The organism is Streptomyces sp. NPDC051322, assembly GCF_040689485.1.
GTDB lineage: Bacteria > Actinomycetota > Actinomycetes > Streptomycetales > Streptomycetaceae > Streptomyces.
Genome location: NZ_JBFBAK010000001.1, coordinates 148977 through 165723 on the forward strand (window position 1 = coordinate 148977; position 16747 = coordinate 165723).

Consider the following 16747-nt stretch of genomic DNA (forward strand, 5'->3'; position numbering starts at 1 on the left):
ACGGCGAGTTGTATGGGATGTCCCCGACCGCCTCCGACCCTACCTCTCCGGAGCCCTCAGGGTCATATCGAACATGTCCGTACGGAAATCCGCACACGGCCCGATAACCCGTACCCACCAGTAGAGATACGGATCGCGGCACCGCGTGCGTACCCGGTCGGTCGCCTCGCGCTCCGTCGGTCGGCTCAGCCGACCAGGCTGTCGTCCAACTCCTCGGAGAGCGTCGACTCGGTGCCGGGGATGCCCAGGTCCTGGGCCCGCTTGTCCGCCATCGCCAGCAGCCGGCGGATACGGCCGGCCACGGCATCCTTGGTCAGCGGCGGATCGGCCAGGGCGCCCAGTTCCTCCAGGGACGCCTGCTTGTGCTCCATCCGCAGGCGGCCCGCCGCCGCGAGATGCTCGGGTACCTCGTCGGCGAGGATCTCCAGTGCACGCTGCACCCGGGCTCCGGCGGCGACCGCGGCCCGTGCCGAGCGGCGCAGGTTGGCGTCGTCGAAGTTGGCGAGGCGGTTCGCCGTGGCGCGGACCTCGCGGCGCATCCGCCGCTCCTCCCAGGCCAGCACCGACTCGTGGGCACCGAGCCGGGTCAGCAGGGCGCCGATGGCATCGCCGTCCCGGACGACGACCCGGTCCACGCCTCGCACTTCGCGTGCCTTCGATGCGATCTGCAGCCTGCGGGCCGCGCCCACCAGGGCGAGCGCCGCCTCGGGACCGGGGCAGGTCACCTCCAGCGAGGACGAGCGGCCCGGCTCGGTGAGCGAGCCGTGAGCCAGGAAGGCGCCGCGCCAGGCCGCCTCCGCGTCGCAGGTGGCCCCCGAGACCACCTGCGGGGGGAGGCCGCGGATCGGACGGCCACGGCCGTCCACCAGGCCGGTCTGACGCGCCAGCTGGTCGCCGCCGGCCACCACCCTGACGACGTAACGGCTGCCTCTGCGCAGTCCGCCGGGGGCCATCACGATCAGTTCGGAGTTGTGCCCGAAGATCTCCAGGATGTCCCGCTTGAGCCTGCGCGCCGCCATCGCGGTGTCCAGCTCCGCCTCGATCACGATCCGGCCGCTCACCAGGTGCAGACCGCCGGCAAACCGAAGAATCGCCGAGACCTCCGCCTTCCTGCAGCAGGTCCGGGTGACGGGAAGCCGGGAAATCTCGTCCTTCACCGCTGCCGTCATCGCCATGGGCCGATCCTTCCATGCATCCGAAAAATACGGTCGTACGCGGCGGCCAGCAGCTCCCGGTCATGCGTCGGGGAGCCATCGGGCGAGGCCACGGGCGCCAGCTCGACCGTCGCGCCGAGCCGCTTGGCGGCTTCGGCGAGAGATGCGCGGTCGGGCACGGCGGCCTCATCGGCGAGCACCACGTCCAGGGCGAGTTTAGGGGCGTGTCGGGCCAAAACCTCCAAATGACGCTGCGGTGAGAAGCCATCGGTTTCGCCGGGTTGCGGTGCGAGGTTGAGCGAGAGGACTTTGCGGGCCTTTGTCTCGATCAGTGCGTCCAGTAGTTCGGGCACCAGGAGATGGGGGATGACGGAGGAGAACCAGGAGCCGGGGCCGAGCACCACCCAGTCCGCGTCGAGCACCGCGGCGACAGCCTCCGGGACAGCCGGCGGGTCGTTGGGGACGAGATGCACGGACTGCACCTCGCCGGGGGTGAGTGCCACCGTGGCCTGTCCGCGGACGGTGTCGACGTCGTCGGGCCGGTCCGGGTCGTGACCCCGCACCAGCGCCTGGAGCTCCAGCGGCACCGCGGACATCGGCAGTACCCGGCCGTGCGCGCCGAGCAGCTTGCCGACCAGGTCAAGGGCCTGCACATGGTCGCCCAGTTGTTCCCAGAGGGCCACGATCAGCAGATTGCCGACCGCGTGTTCGTGCAGGTCACCGTGGGACTGAAAACGGTGCTGGATGACGCGCGCCCAGGTCTGGCCCCAGTCGTCGTCCCCGCACAGCGCGGCGAGCGCTTTGCGCAGATCGCCGGGCGGCAGCACACCCAGCTCCTCACGGAGCCGACCGCTGGAGCCGCCGTCGTCCGCGACGGTGACCACCGCGGTGACATCGCCGGTGATGCGGCGCAGCGAGGCGAGCGAGGCGGACAGGCCCATGCCGCCGCCGAGGGCCACGACCTTCGGCTGGGCGCCACGCCGTGCACGGCCGGGGACCAGCCGCACCCGACGCAGCTTGGGCGTCGTCCGGCCCGTCACTCGCGCCCCATGTCGCGGTGGACGAGCACCGTCTCGATCCCCTCCGACGCCAGCCGGGCGGCGAGCTTCTCGGACATCGCCACCGAGCGGTGCTTCCCGCCGGTACAGCCGACCGCGATGGTCACATAACGCTTGCCCTCACGGCGGTAACCGTTGGCGATGATCTGGAGCAGCTCGCTGTACTGGTTGAGGAACTCCTTGGCGCCTGGCTGGTTGAAGACGTAGGCGGAGACCTCCTCGTTGAGCCCGGTGAAGGGGCGCAGTTCCGGAACCCAGTGCGGGTTGGGCAGGAAGCGGCAGTCGACGACCAGGTCGGCGTCGACCGGCAGACCGTACTTGTAGCCGAACGACATGACGGTGGCCCGCAGCTCGGGCTCTTCCTCGCCGGCGAACTGGGCGTCCATCTTGGCGCGCAGTTCGTGCACGTTCAGGCTGGAGGTGTCGATCACCAGGTCGGCGTCGCCGCGCAGCTCGCGCAGCAGATCGCGCTCGGCGGCGATGCCGTCGGTGATCCGGCCGTCGCCCTGCAGCGGATGCGGCCGGCGGACCGACTCGAAGCGACGCACCAGAGCGTCGTCGGAGGACTCCAGGAAGACGATCCGCCGGGTGACCTGCTTGGCGTCGAGATCGGCGAGGGAGTCCCGGAGATTGTCGAAGAACCGGCGGCCGCGCACGTCGACGACGACGGCGATGCGGGCCACGTTGCCCTGCGAGCGGGCGCCCAGCTCCACCATGGTGGGGATCAGGGCGGGCGGCAGGTTGTCGACGACGAACCAGCCGAGGTCCTCCAGACATTTGGCAGCGGTGGAACGCCCCGCACCGGACATCCCGGAGATGATCACCAGCTCCGGGATGGCCGCTTCGGTGGCCTCGGCCGGTGTGCCCGTGCTGCCCGTACTCACGTGTGCTCCGTCCCGTTCCTGCTCGTCATTCATCGGTGCCGTCCCCGTTGTCTTCCATGATCTCTCCTGTCGCCGTGTTCACGGCGGGTGCGGCCGGAGCCGCCTGTGCCAGGGCCACGGCCACGGTCTCGGCCGTCTTGCGGCCTATCCCGGGAACTTCGCAGATCTCCTCGATTGTCGCCTGTTTCAGCTTCTTCACCGAACCGAAGTGCTTGATCAGAGCCTGTTTCCTGGTCTCGCCGAGTCCGGCGACCGAGTCCAGCGGACTCGACTTGAAACGCTTGGCGCGTTTGGCGCGCTGGTAGGTGATGGCGAAGCGATGCGCCTCGTCACGCACCCGCTGGAGGAGGTAGAGCCCTTCGCTCGACCGGGGCAGCACAACCGGGTCCTCGTCATCGGGCAGCCAGACCTCTTCGAGGCGCTTGGCGAGGCCGCAGACGGCGACATCGTCGATGCCCAGCTCGTCGAGAGCTCGCTCGGCCGCCGCCACCTGGGGCCGGCCGCCGTCGACCACGACCAGTTGGGGAGGGTAGGCGAACCGCTTGGGCCGTCCGTCCTCCTCGACGGCATCCGCCGTCTGCTCCTCGGTCCACTCCCCCGTCTTCTCCTTGTCCTGCAGATAACGCCGGAAGCGCCGGGTGATCACCTCGTGCATGGAGCGGACGTCGTCCTGCCCTTCGAAGCTCTTGATCTGGAAGCGGCGGTACTCGCTCTTGCGGGCCAGGCCGTCCTCGAAGACCACCATGGAGGCCACCACGTCGTCACCCTGCAGATGGGAGATGTCGTAGCACTCGATGCGCAGCGGCGCGCTGTCCAGGGCCAGCGCCTCCGCGATCTCCTCCAGCGCCCGCGAACGGGTGGTGAGGTCGGACGCCCGCTTGGTCTTGTGCAGCACCAGGGCCTGCTGGGCGTTGCGCTGGACCGTCGCCATCAGGTCCTTCTTGTCACCGCGCTGCGGGATGCGCAGGGAGACCTGGGAGCCGCGCCGGCCGGCGAGCCACTGGGTGACGGCCAGGGCCTCCTCGGGCAGGGCGGGGACCAGCACTTCCTTGGGCACCGCGTCGCCCTTCTCCTCGCCGTACAACTGCTGGAGCGCGTGCTCCACCAGGCCGGCGGTGTCCACGGCCTCGACCTTGTCGGTCACCCAGCCGCGCTGGCCGCGGACCCGGCCTCCTCGGACGTGGAAGATCTGCACGGCGGCCTCGAGTTCGTCCTCGGCCACGGCGATCAGATCGGCGTCGGTGGCGTCGTTGAAGACGATGGCATTCTTCTCCAGGGCGCGCTTGAGCGCCTCTATGTCGTCGCGCAGCCGGGCCGCCTTCTCGTACTCCATCTCCTCGGCGGCCCGGTGCATGTCCTGCTCGATGCGGCGGATGTACGCACCGGTGCGGCCGGCCATGAAGTCGCAGAACTCCTCGGCCAGTTCGCGGTGTTCCTCGGGGGTGACCCGGCCGACACAGGGCGCCGAGCACTTGCCGATGTAGCCGAGCAGACACGGCCGCCCGATCTGGGCGGAGCGCTTGAACACCCCGGCGGAGCAGGTGCGTACCGGGAAGACCCGCAGCATCAGGTCGACCGTTTCGCGAATGGCCCAGGCGTGGCCGTAGGGACCGAAATACCGCACCCCCTTCTTCTTGGGGCCCCGCATCACCTGGACCCGCGGGAACTCCTCGTTGAGGGTCACAGCGAGGGACGGATAGCTTTTGTCGTCGCGGTACTTGACGTTGAAGCGGGGGTCGAACTCCTTGATCCAGGAGTACTCGAGCTGCAGCGCCTCGACCTCGGTGCCGACGACGGTCCACTCCACGGAGGCAGCCGTGGTGACCATCGTGCGGGTGCGTGGATGAAGATTGGCCAGGTCCTGGAAGTACGAGGACAGGCGCGGGCGCAGGCTCTTCGCCTTCCCGACGTAAATCACCCGGCGGTGCTCGTCGCGGAATTTGTAGACCCCCGGCGAGTCGGGGATCTGTCCCGGCTTGGGGCGGTAACTGGAGGGGTCTGCCATGCCTCCCACCCTACTGGCGGGGACTGACACCGTGAGGCCGCTGCGGGGACCTCGGCGGTCACGCCTTCTGGTCGGGACCTGCGATCAGCTTGCCGCCGACAACCTTGACCGGAACCTTGGAGAGTGGACGGTCGGCCGGCCCGTGCAGCACCTTGCCGCTGGTGACGTCGAACCGGCTGCCGTGGCAGGGGCAGACGCCCACTTTGCCCTCGATCTTCTGCAGCGGGCAGTTCTGGTGGGTGCAGCGGGACCAGAGCGCTTTGTACTCGTCCGCGCTCGGGCGGCTCACGAGCAGGAACTCGTCGCGGTAGTACTTGACGCCGCCGACCGGCACCGCGTCCGCTGCGCCGAGGTCGACCGGCTTGTCCGGTCCCGTCGACGTGCCGCCCCCGCCCGAGCAGGCGGTGAGCCCGAGCCCGGCGGCCCCCGCGAGAGCTGCTCCCATGAGGACGGTACGGCGGGCGGGGGGCAGGTCGGACATGGTGGCTCCCTTGCTCCATTGCTCTGTCGCTTGCAGGCATGCGCAGGCAGGCTGACGCGCTCGACGATACCGGCGCACATCCGGGACACTTCCGGCGCCCTCCGGTGACGTTTACGGCTCGTGGATCTTCGGCTGGCTCCGGCCGCTGTGATAACCGCCGCCGCAGAAGCCCTGACCGACCTGGTGCCGCAGGCCGCCGCCGCACCCGGCGGGCCGCTGCCCGGTACGGATGGGCGCTCCGGTGAGTTTCTGCTCCCGAGCCTCCACGATGTCGCACGCGCGGACAAAGGGGGTGACGGACGCCCGGCACCCGGTCGGCTCGATGGCCCAGGGCGCCCCAGAGGCCGGGGCCGCCGTGGTAGAAAACCACGGCGGCCCGGCACCGCGGCGCTCGGCCCGGAGGCGGGCGCCGTCGTCTCTCCTCACGGTCTCCGCGCTCAAGAGGCGCGGCGAGCCCGGGTCGCTCGTTTGGCGACCGCCGTCTTCTGGGCGGGCACGGCCTTGGATGAGATCGCTTCGGTGGGCGATGCCTGCGCGGCGGAAGCTTTCGCGGCTGCCGCCTTCGTCGTAGGCGCCTTCTTCGCAGGTGCCTTCTTCGCAGGCGCCTTCTTCGTGGGCGCCTTCCTGTTATGCGGGGTCGCGTCGCTGATCCGCTCGGTGTCGAGGATGTCGCGCAGGAACTTTCCGGTGTGGCTGGCCGGGATACCGGCGACCTGTTCCGGGGTGCCCTCGGCGATCACCAGACCACCGCCGCTGCCGCCCTCGGGGCCCATGTCGATGACCCAGTCCGCAGTTTTGACGACGTCCAGGTTGTGCTCGATGACGACCACCGAGTTCCCCTTGTCGACCAGACCGGACAGCACGTTGATGAGCTTGCTGATGTCCTCGAAGTGCAGTCCGGTCGTGGGCTCGTCCAGCACATACACGGTGCGGCCGGTGGAGCGCTTCTGGAGCTCGCTCGCCAGCTTCACCCGCTGTGCCTCGCCACCCGACAGGGTCGGCGCGGACTGACCGAGGCGGACGTACCCGAGGCCGACCTCATGGAGGGTGCGCAGATGGCGGGCGATCGTCGGGACAGCCTCGAAGAAGTCCAGGCCCTCCTCGATCGGCATATCGAGGACCTCGGCAATGGACTTGCCCTTGTAGTGGACCTCCAGTGTCTCGCGGTTGTAGCGCGCCCCGTGGCAGACCTCGCAGGGGACGTACACATCCGGCAGGAAGTTCATCTCGATCTTGATCGTGCCGTCACCCGAGCAGTTCTCACAGCGACCGCCCTTGACGTTGAAGGAGAAGCGGCCGGGCAGATAGCCGCGGACCTTGGCCTCCATCGTCTCCGCGAAGAGCCGGCGGACGTGATCGAAGACGCCCGTGTAGGTCGCCGGATTGGAGCGGGGGGTGCGGCCGATGGGCGACTGGTCGACATGGACCACCTTGTCGACGAGGTCGTCGCCGTCCACCCGGGTGTGCCTGCCGGGCACCGTACGGGCACCGTTGAGCTCGCGCGCCAGGTGGGTGTAGAGGATGTCGTTGACCAAGGTCGACTTTCCGGAGCCGGAGACACCGGTGACCGCGGTCAGCACGCCCAGCGGGAAGGACACATCGATGTCCTGCAGGTTGTTCTCACGGGCACCGTGCACCGTCAGCTGCCGGCCCGGGTCCACCGGCCTGCGGACATCGGGGATCGGGATCGACCTCTTGCCCGCCAAGTACTGACCGGTCAGCGATTCCTCGTTGGTGAGCAGCTCCTTCAAGGAGCCGGAGTGCACCACCTTGCCGCCGTGCTCGCCGGCCCCGGGGCCGATGTCGACCACCCAGTCGGCGACCTTGATGGTGTCCTCGTCGTGCTCGACGACGATGAGCGTGTTGCCCATGTCCCGGAGCCGGACCAGCGTCTCGATGAGCCGGTGGTTGTCACGCTGGTGCAGCCCGATGGACGGCTCATCCAGGACGTACAACACGCCGACCAGGCCGGAGCCGATCTGGGTGGCCAATCGGATGCGCTGCGCCTCACCGCCCGACAGAGTGCCCGCGGCGCGGTTCAGGGAGAGGTAGTCGAGGCCCACGTCGACCAGGAACTTCAGCCGTTCGTTGACCTCCTTGAGCACTCGCTCGGCGATCTTCTTGTCGCGGGCATTGAGCTTCAGCCGGCCCAGGAAGTCGGCGCATTCACTGATCGACATGGCGGCGACCTCGGCGATGGACTTCTCCATCACGGTGACCGCGAGCACGATGGGCTTCAGTCGGGTGCCCTCACAGGTGGGGCAGTGCACCTCGCGCATATAGCCCTCGAAGCGCTCGCGGCTCGAGTCGCTCTCCGCCTCCGAGTGGCGGCGTTTGACGAACGGCACGGCCCCTTCGAAGGAGGTCGTGTACGCACGCTCCCGGCCGTAGCGGTTGCGGTAGCGGACCGCGATCTGGGTCTTGTGTCCGTACAGCAGCGCCTTCCTGGCGCGCTGCGGCAGACCGGCCCACGGAATGTCCGTCCGGAACCCGAGCTCATCGGCGAGCGCGCCGACCAGCCGGGCGAAGTACTCCTTGGTGTGGCCCAGCGACCACGGCGAGATGGCGCCCTCGTCGAGCGATTTGTCCTCGTCGGGAATGATCAGCTCGGGGTCCACCTCCATGCGCGTACCGATGCCGGTGCAGTCGGGGCAGGCGCCGAAGGGCGAGTTGAAGGAGAAGGAGCGTGGCTCCAGCTCCTCGAAGGACAGATCGTCGTAGGCGCAGTAGAGATGCTCGGAGTACATCCGCTCACGCTCGGGATCGTCGGCCGGCAGGTCGACGAAGTCCAGGATGACCATGCCGCCCGCCAGGCCGAGTGCGGTTTCCACCGAGTCGGTCAGGCGTCGTTTCGCGCTGTCCTTCACCGTGAGGCGGTCGATGACCACCTCGATGGTGTGCTTCTCCTGCTTCTTGAGCGTGGGCGGTTCGGAGAGCTGGATGGTCTCGCCGTCCACCCGGGCCCGGCTGTAGCCCTTGGTCTGGAGATCGGCGAAGAGGTCCACGAATTCGCCCTTGCGCTCGCGCACGAGCGGCGAGAGCACCTGGAAGCGGCTGCCCTCGGGGAGCTCGAGCACCTTGTCGACGATGGCCTGCGGTGACTGGCGCGAGATGGGCCGACCGCACTGCGGGCAGTGCGGCTTGCCGATGCGGGCGAAGAGCAGACGCAGGTAGTCGTATACCTCGGTGATGGTGCCGACCGTCGAGCGCGGGTTGCGCGAAGTCGACTTCTGGTCGATGGACACCGCGGGCGAGAGACCCTCGATGAAGTCCACATCGGGCTTGTCCATCTGGCCGAGGAACTGCCGGGCGTACGAGGAGAGCGACTCGACATAGCGTCGCTGCCCCTCGGCGAAGATCGTGTCGAACGCGAGGGAGGACTTGCCCGATCCGGAGAGCCCGGTGAAGACGATCAGGGAGTCACGCGGGAGGTCGATCGAGACGTTTTTGAGGTTGTGCTCGCGAGCGCCACGAACGATGAGACGGTCGGCCACGCCGGTCCGCACCTTTCTGAGAGAAGAAGCAGGGGCGGAGCCCCCTTCCCAGGGTATGGGGGGCGCCTCAGCGATGTCTTGGGATCACCTGTTGGATGTCTCTCACGAGCCTATAGCACGTGCATTCGATTTACGGACTCCGGCGAACAGCTTCACCCGAAGGAGTGGGGGATCTATCGTCAGCCACATGATTGATCACGCACGCGACCTGCTGTCCCTGGACGAGACGACCGAGCGGCTCATCGCCGCCGTCACCGAACTGGACAACGCCGCGGTCGCCGAACCGTCACGGCTCCCCGGCTGGTCCCGCGGCCATGTACTGGCCCATATCGCCCACAACGCCGATGCGCTCGGCAACGTTCTCGCCGGGCTGCCGATGTACGAGTCGGCCGAGGCCCGGGACGCCGACATCGAACGCGATGCCACCCGGGCGGCAGCCGTGCAGCTGGACGACGTGCGCGACAGCGCGGCACGCTTCCGCTCCCGGGCCGCTCTTCCCGCCGACTGGTCCCGCACCGTCACCCTGCGCAACGGTGTGACGGACTCGGCCGCCCGGATCCCCTTCCGGCGCTGGGTCGAGGTCGCCCTGCACTATGTCGACCTGGACATCGGTTACGAACTGCACGACCTGCCCGCGGAGTTCACCGAGCGGCAGATCGACTTTCTGCGGCAGCGCTTCTCCGCCGACCCGGCCGTTGCCGAGGTCACCGGACCTCCCGTGGCGCTCCTGGGCTGGCTGTCCGGCCGCAGCGACGGCAGCGGCCTCAAAGCTCCCGGTGACACCCTGCCCGTCCTCCCTCCGCTCTAGCGCCGCTCCCGGCCATAGACTCGGCAGCATGACGTACAGCGGAGCGGTGAAGGTCGGCGGCGGGGCGGACGTGCACGAGCTGACGGCTCTGATGATCTCCAAGGTCGCTGTCGGCCCGATGAACAACAACGCATATCTGCTGCGCTGCCGGGCCACCGGTGAGCAGTTGCTCATCGACGCGGCCAATGAGACCGGAACACTGCTTCAGCTGATCGGCGACGACTCGATCGCTTCCGTGGTGACCACCCACCGGCACGGCGACCACTGGCAGTCGCTGGAGGCCGTCGTCGCGGCGACCGGCGCCCGCACCTACGCCGGGCGCTACGACGCCGAGGGCATCCCGGTACCCACCGACGTGCCGGTCGAGGACGGCGACACGATCGAGGTAGGACAGGTCTCGCTGACTGCCCGCCGACTGATCGGTCACACCCCGGGCTCCATCGTGCTCGTGTACGACGATCCGCACGGCCACCCGCACGTCTTCACCGGAGACTGCCTCTTCCCCGGCGGGGTCGGGAACACCTTCGAGGACCCCCGGGCCTTCACCAGCCTGCTGGACGGCGTCGAGGCGAAACTCTTCGCGGAACTGCCCGACGAGAGCTGGGTCTATCCGGGCCATGGGCACGACACCACTCTGGGCAGTGAGCGTCCACACCTCGGCGAGTGGCGCGCCCGCGGCTGGTGAACCAGTCGGCTCCCGACAGGGCGTCCCCTCACCGTCCTGCGTCAATGCGCTCCTGCTTCGGCTCTTCTGTCGCCGCCTGCTTCCGGTTGGCCGCCAGGCTGGTGACGGTAGTGATGATCAGTACGCCGCAGATCACAGCCAGCGAGACCGGTATGGAAATCTCGGGGACATGCACCCCCGACTCGTGCAAAGCGTGCAGCAGCAGCTTGACTCCGATGAAGCCCAGGATCACCGACAGCCCGTAGCTGAGGTGAACCAGCTTGGTGAGCAGGCCGCCTATGAGGAAGTACAACTGCCGCAGGCCCATCAGCGCGAAGGCGTTGGCCGTGAAGACGATGTACGGGTCCTGGGTGAGGCCGAAGATCGCGGGGATCGAGTCCATCGCGAAGAGCACGTCGGTGGTACCGATGGCGAGCATCACCACCATCAGCGGAGTGAGGACACGCTTGCCGTTCCGCTGGATGAAGAGCCTTGTTCCGTAGTACCTGTCCGCAACGCCGAGGCGCTGTTCGATGGACTTCAGCAGGCGGTTCTCCTCGAACTCCGTCTCCTCCTCACCGGAGCGCGCCTCCTGGATGAGTTTCCAGGCGGTGTAGATCAGGAACGCCCCGAAGAGGAAGAACACCCACGAGAAACTCGCGATGATCGCTGCTCCCGCCGCGATGAACACCGCGCGCAGGACGAGAGCGATCAGTACGCCGAAAAGCAGCACACGCTGCTGGAGGTGGGACGGCACCGAGAACTTCGCCATGATCAGGATGAAGACGAAAAGATTGTCGACGCTCAGCGACTTCTCGGTGATGAAGCCGGCGAAGAACTCGCCGGATGCCTGGCTGTCTCCGAAGAGCAGCAGACCCAGTCCGAAGAACCCGGCCAGCCCGATCCAGACCGCCGTCCAGATCCCGGCTTCCTTGATCGCTACGTCATGGGGCTTGCGCCCGATGACGAAGTCGACCGCGATCAGTGCGCCCAGACCGAGAATGGTCAGTGCCCACAGTGTCAGGGAAACATTCATCACGCCTCCGGCGATTGCTACGGCTACTTGATCAGCGTCGTGGCTACCGGAGGTCTTCTCCACCCACGCCGCTCCACCGGCGCATTGGGCCGGCGCCCCGGGACCGGTATCGGTCCGTATTGACGGGTACGCCGCACTTAGGGAGTACTCCCCTCCGCACAAAGTAAGAGTACAGGAATGACCAAGAGAAGGTAAAGGCGTTAGCAAAGTCTGTGCATTGAGGCAGGTCAGCGACCTGGATCAGCACATGCCGGGCTCCACCGACGGCGCTGGTTCAGCGAAGCCAGGACCGGCGAGCCTCCCCGACCTGACCGAGGACCTGCTGCAGCACCTGGCTGCCAGGCGGCGTCAGCAAGGGTTCATAGGTCCAGGCATGGCCGACCCAGGGGTCGGCAAGGTGATCGTCCGGCGTCGGAGTGATACGCAGCAGCGAACGCCACAGCGGATCGAGCAGCGGGCCGTACTCGATCGCGTCCTCCCGGTCTGCCACCAACAGCAAGTGGACGCCGACGGACGGACCCTCGTCCGCGAGATAACGCAGCTGAGTGAGCGCCCGGTCGTCGAAGCCGTGCGGAAAGTCGTTCACGATCAGCAACTGCTCCGCGGTGTCCAGATCGGCCGGGAGAGAGTCGGCCGCGCCTCCCCGCACCGCCATCTGCACCAGGTCCACCCGCCGGGTGAGCCGGGCCAGCACGGCGGCCACCCCTGGCGCTCCGGGCACCGGCGGCACGTCGAGGGCTCCGGAGCGGACCAGCGGGGCGAGCGGACCGGCAGCCGAACCCGCCGGATCGATCACATGGACGGCGAACTCGCCCGCCGGATAGACCGCAAGCAGCCGGACGGCGAGCGCCACGGCGGTATCCATGGCCCGCATGCGCAGCTGTCCGGGGTCCAGCAGTGCGCCGGGGTCCGCGGCGGTGCGGCCGCTGTCGACCCACAGGCCGCGCTCCAGCGGCAACCGGACCAGCATCGGAATGCACAACTCGGGCCGTTCCGGAAGGTACAGGTCTCCGACCCGCAACGCCATCGGGATTTCCATCGGAACGCGGTAGCGGTGCCACACCGGGTTGTCCCATCGGGCAAACGCCGGGGGCAGCGCCACCTCGACCACCTGGGACTCCGCCATGAGCTGGGCAAGGTCACGGTCGAGCGCCCCGTGCGCCTGCGCCATCAGCTGGTCACGCTTGGACCGGGCCTGTTCGCGGGCCCGGGTCCCGGCGGAGCCGATCCGGCTGCGCGGGTCAGCGAGAGCCCGGTCGAGCTCCTGCTCCATCCGTGACTCCGCGAAGTCGACGGCGCTGCGGTACGCGGCGACCGTTCGGGCCAGGTCCTCGAACATGCCCCAGATCTGGTTGTAGAGACGCTCTTCCATCGACCACCCGTTGGCATCGCCGGCGACCGGCTGAGCCGGCTGCTCCGGTCGGGCGGGCGGCGCGGCGGGCGGCGGGGGTGGCGGAGCGGTCGTCGGCCGACGCGGGTGCGCGTAGTCGACCGAGCCCGCACCGTCCGGCGTCACGGACCCGCCGGTCCCGCCGTCCGGGAGATGCCGCTGGGGCGGGGGCGCCGCCACGGAACGGGCCAAGCCGCTTGCCACGGCGTTCTCGATGACCCGGGCGAGCTCACCGGCCTGTGCCACTCCCTGGTCGGCGAGCATGTCGGCGAGCCCGCCGGCGTACCCCTGACCGACCGCGCGGACCTTCCAGGCTCCCTGGCGGCGGTAGAGCTCCATCGCGACAACCGCGGACTCGGTGTCGAGGCCGGTGACCGTGTAGCTGGCGACCTCCGCACCGTCCAGTCCTGTGACGGCCACGAAAGGCGCTGCCAAGGCGGCGAACGAAGCAGGGCCGCCCCTGCCGAGGGGCAGGGCAAGCAGCACGTTGACCCGGTGGACGCCCTCCGGCAGCGCCTCCAGATCCACAGCCAGCCGATGATCGGCGGCAGCCTGCCGGGACACTTCGAGGCCGGGCAGCTGCGGTGACCCCGGATGCGCGACCCATTCCCCGGAAGTGACCTGTCCCTGCTCGTCAGCGAGCGTGGCCCCGGCCATGATCGGCTTCCCGGCCGATATCCGGATTTCCAGTCGGGTCCGGGGCAGGGGGTGATTCTGTCCCCGGACCAGCTCGGCCGTCATGGCCCGTGTCCCCTCGTCGTGTTGCCGTCCCGATGGTGCGGTGCGGGCTCGCCGATGTGCTGCGGCTCCCGGCGGCATGCCGCCGGGAGCCGCTCGTCGGTATCGCTGCCGGTGCGCGCGCCTACAGGTGCGGCAGGATGGCCGGCATCAGATCCTGAAAGGTGCGGCCGTTGGCCGGGTTTCCGATAGCCGTCATCTGCCAGCCGGCGCCCGCACGGTGGACCTTGGCCATGATCTGGGCGGTGAACTGACCGCCGCCGTCCAGCGTGTACCTGGCGAGCTCGTCACCGTTGGTCTCGTCGACGATGCGGCAGAAGGCGTTCTGCACCTCCTGGAACGTCTGGCCGGTGAAGGAGTTCACCGTGAAGACGATCTGGTCGATATGCACCGGAACACGCTGGAGGTCGACCAGGATGGCCTCGTCGTCACCGCCCTGGCCGGCGCCGCCGACCAGATTGTCGCCGGTGTGCTTCACCGAGCCGTCGTCGCTGACCAGGTGGCGGAAGAACACCACGTCCACCGGCTGCTTGTCGGCGAACAGCACCGCTGATGCGTCGAGGTCGATCTCGCGCGTGCGCGACCCGAAGAGCCCGCGGCGCGGGGCCGCCTGCCAACCGAGTCCCATCCGCACCGCGGTCAGGGTGCCCCCGTCGTTCTTCTGCAGGCTGATGGCCTGCCCCTTGGTCAGGTTGACGCCAGGGCCCTTGGCAAAATTGGCCGTCACGCGCTGTCCCTTCTCCTGTTTCCCCACGTTTTACCCGCACCCTACGCAATCGGGCAGACGACAAAGGAGGCCCCGGGCGGTTTTGTTTCGTTGTTGCAACAAGGGGGTCAGGCGAGCCCTGCCTCCTTCATCTGGCGCAACTCCTTCTTCAGCTCACCGACTTCGTCCCGCAACCGCGCTGCCACTTCGAACTGCAGATCAGCCGCCGCCGCCCGCATCCGCTCAGTCATCTCCTCGATGATCCCGGCGAGTTCGGCTGCGGGCCGGTCTGTGAGAACCGGCTTCGCCCCCTTCGCGCCCTTCCGCGCGGCACCGCCCGGAGCAGGCACCGGAGTCCGGGCCGGCTTTCCGTCCTTTGCCTGGCGGTAACCGGTACCGAGCAGTTGCTCGGTGTCGACCTCCTCGCGCGCGATCGTCGCGACGATGTCATTGATCTTCTTCCGCAGGGGTTGCGGGTCCAGACCGCGCTCCTTGTTGTACGCGACCTGCTTCTCCCGCCGTCGGTTGGTCTCCTCGATGGCCTTCTCCATGGCCGGAGTGATCCGGTCGGCGTACATGTGGACCTGTCCGGAGACATTGCGGGCCGCACGGCCGATCGTCTGGATCAACGATGTCCCCGACCGCAGGAAGCCTTCCTTGTCCGCGTCGAGAATGGCGACCAACGACACCTCGGGAAGGTCGAGCCCTTCCCGGAGCAGGTTGATGCCGACCAGCACGTCGTATTCACCGGCCCGCAGTTCGCGCAGCAGCTCGATTCGGCGGAGCGTGTCGACGTCGCTGTGCAGATACCGCACCTGGATGCCCAGGTTGAGGAAATAGTCGGTGAGGTCCTCGGCCATCTTCTTGGTGAGCGTAGTGACCAGGATCCTCTCGTCCTTCTCGGTGCGCATGCGGATCTCGTGCACCAGATCGTCGATCTGCCCCTCGGTGGGCTTGACGACCACCTCGGGATCCACCAGCCCGGTGGGCCGGATGATCTGCTCCACGAAGCCGTCACCGCGGGACAGCTCGTACGCGCCGGGGGTGGCCGAAAGGTACACGGTCTGGCCGATCCGCTGTTGGAACTCCTCCCATTTCAGCGGCCTGTTGTCCAATGCGGAGGGGAGCCGGAATCCGTGATCGACGAGGGTGCGCTTACGGGAGGCGTCTCCCTCGTACATCGCGCCGATCTGTGGAACCGTGACATGCGATTCATCGAGCACCAGCAGGAAGTCTTCAGGGAAGTAGTCGATGAGCGTGTTGGGCGCGGTGCCGGGGTCGCGGCCGTCGAAGTGCATCGAGTAGTTCTCAATACCGGAACAGCTGCCGATCTGGCGCAGCATCTCCAGGTCATAGGTGGTTCGCATACGCAGTCGCTGGGACTCCAGCATCTTGCCCTGCTTGTCCAGCTCGGCGAGCCGGCCTTCAAGCTCCGTCTCGATCCCGTTGACCGCCTTCTCCATCCGCTCCGGGCCCGCGACGTAGTGGGTGGCGGGGAACACATAGAGCGACTGGTCCTCGCTGATGATCTCGCCGGTGAGCGGGTGCAGGGTGGACAGTGCCTCGATCTCGTCGCCGAACATCTCGATCCGGACGGCGAGCTCCTCGTACACCGGGAAAATCTCGATGGTGTCCCCGCGGACCCGGAAGGTGCCGCGGGTGAACGCCATGTCATTGCGCGCGTACTGGATGTCCACGAATCGGCGCAGCAGCTCGTCCCGGTCGACCTCCTCGCCGACCTTCAGGGACACCATCCGGTCGACGTATTCCTGTGGCGTACCGAGGCCGTAGATGCAGGAGACCGAGGCGACAACGACCACGTCGCGGCGGGTCAGCAGCGAGTTCGTCGCCGAGTGGCGCAGCCGCTCGACCTCCTCGTTGATGGAGGAGTCCTTCTCGATGTAGGTGTCCGACTGCGGTACATACGCCTCGGGCTGGTAGTAGTCGTAGTAGGAGACGAAGTACTCGACGGCGTTGTTCGGGAGCAGCTCGCGGAACTCGTTCGCCAGCTGGGCGGCGAGCGTCTTGTTCGGGGCCATCACCAGGGTGGGCCGCTGAAGCTTCTCGATCATCCAAGCGGTGGTCGCCGATTTGCCGGTGCCTGTTGCTCCGAGCAGGACGACATCCTTCTCACCTGCACGAATGCGTTTCTCCAGCTCGGCGATGGCCGTCGGCTGGTCACCGCTGGGCTGATAGGGACTGACGACCTCGAAGGGCGCCACCGTACGTTCGATCTTGGAAACGGGCCGCATGCAACCACCGTACGACCCACCACCGACAATGGGCCCCCGGTGCCGGTCCCGCGAGACTGTCGGTGAGCCGCCGTACG

Annotated in this window: 12 protein-coding genes; 2 read left to right on the forward strand and 10 right to left on the reverse strand. The window is 67.9% G+C overall.

Translation table 11 applies throughout. The features are described 5' to 3' along the window. Positions 1–185: 185 nt before the first annotated feature. From whiA to uvrA, 6 genes are all read right to left on the reverse strand, one after another. Positions 186–1175 (reverse strand): DNA-binding protein WhiA, encoded by a 990-nt coding sequence (gene whiA / locus AB0436_RS00750; RefSeq protein WP_365855689.1) that lies wholly within the window; start codon positions 1173–1175, stop codon positions 186–188. Beyond that, complete coding sequence (gene yvcK / locus AB0436_RS00755) at positions 1166–2194, reverse strand: uridine diphosphate-N-acetylglucosamine-binding protein YvcK (RefSeq protein ID WP_366465462.1); 1029 nt, start codon at positions 2192–2194, stop codon at positions 1166–1168. Before yvcK ends, whiA begins: the two co-directional genes overlap by 10 nt. Then, a complete protein-coding gene (rapZ, locus tag AB0436_RS00760; RefSeq protein WP_366465463.1) occupies positions 2191–3129 on the reverse strand; it encodes an RNase adapter RapZ in 939 nt (312 codons plus the stop codon). The genes yvcK and rapZ overlap by 4 nt, the downstream gene beginning before the upstream one ends. After that, positions 3122–5101, reverse strand: a complete 1980-nt coding sequence (gene uvrC, locus AB0436_RS00765) for an excinuclease ABC subunit UvrC (protein ID WP_366465465.1) — start codon at positions 5099–5101, stop codon at positions 3122–3124. Before uvrC ends, rapZ begins: the two co-directional genes overlap by 8 nt. Positions 5102–5159: 58 nt before the next feature. Next, positions 5160–5582, reverse strand: a complete 423-nt coding sequence (locus tag AB0436_RS00770; RefSeq protein ID WP_366465466.1) for a Rieske (2Fe-2S) protein — start codon at positions 5580–5582, stop codon at positions 5160–5162. Between the two features lie 437 nt (positions 5583–6019). Then, the gene (uvrA, locus tag AB0436_RS00775) at positions 6020–9076 is read right to left on the reverse strand and encodes an excinuclease ABC subunit UvrA (protein ID WP_366465467.1); all 3057 of its coding nucleotides are present in this window, start codon (positions 9074–9076) and stop codon (positions 6020–6022) included. Between the two features lie 187 nt (positions 9077–9263). Between uvrA and AB0436_RS00780 the strand changes: the two genes are divergently transcribed. Beyond that, the gene (locus AB0436_RS00780) at positions 9264–9884 is read left to right on the forward strand and encodes a maleylpyruvate isomerase family mycothiol-dependent enzyme (RefSeq protein ID WP_366465468.1); all 621 of its coding nucleotides are present in this window, start codon (positions 9264–9266) and stop codon (positions 9882–9884) included. A 28-nt stretch (positions 9885–9912) separates the two neighbouring features. Then, positions 9913–10569, forward strand: coding sequence for an MBL fold metallo-hydrolase (locus tag AB0436_RS00785; RefSeq protein ID WP_366465469.1), 657 nt, complete (start codon positions 9913–9915; stop codon positions 10567–10569). Positions 10570–10597: 28 nt separating this feature from the next. Here AB0436_RS00785 and AB0436_RS00790 read toward each other — a convergent pair whose 3' ends face one another. The 4 genes from AB0436_RS00790 to uvrB all read right to left on the reverse strand — a co-directional run bounded on the left by AB0436_RS00790 (position 10598) and on the right by uvrB (position 16670). Continuing rightward, positions 10598–11584: a TerC/Alx family metal homeostasis membrane protein gene (locus tag AB0436_RS00790; protein WP_366465470.1), complete on the reverse strand. Its 987-nt coding sequence runs from the start codon at positions 11582–11584 to the stop codon at positions 10598–10600. A 274-nt stretch (positions 11585–11858) separates the two neighbouring features. Next, the gene (locus AB0436_RS00795; protein ID WP_366465471.1) at positions 11859–13715 is read right to left on the reverse strand and encodes a TerD family protein; all 1857 of its coding nucleotides are present in this window, start codon (positions 13713–13715) and stop codon (positions 11859–11861) included. A 121-nt stretch (positions 13716–13836) separates the two neighbouring features. Further along, positions 13837–14403 (reverse strand): TerD family protein, encoded by a 567-nt coding sequence (locus AB0436_RS00800; RefSeq protein ID WP_366466102.1) that lies wholly within the window; start codon positions 14401–14403, stop codon positions 13837–13839. A 143-nt stretch (positions 14404–14546) separates the two neighbouring features. Then, on the reverse strand, positions 14547–16670 hold the full coding sequence (uvrB, locus tag AB0436_RS00805) for an excinuclease ABC subunit UvrB (RefSeq protein ID WP_366465472.1): 2124 nt from the start codon (positions 16668–16670) through the stop codon (positions 14547–14549). Positions 16671–16747: the final 77 nt, after the last annotated feature.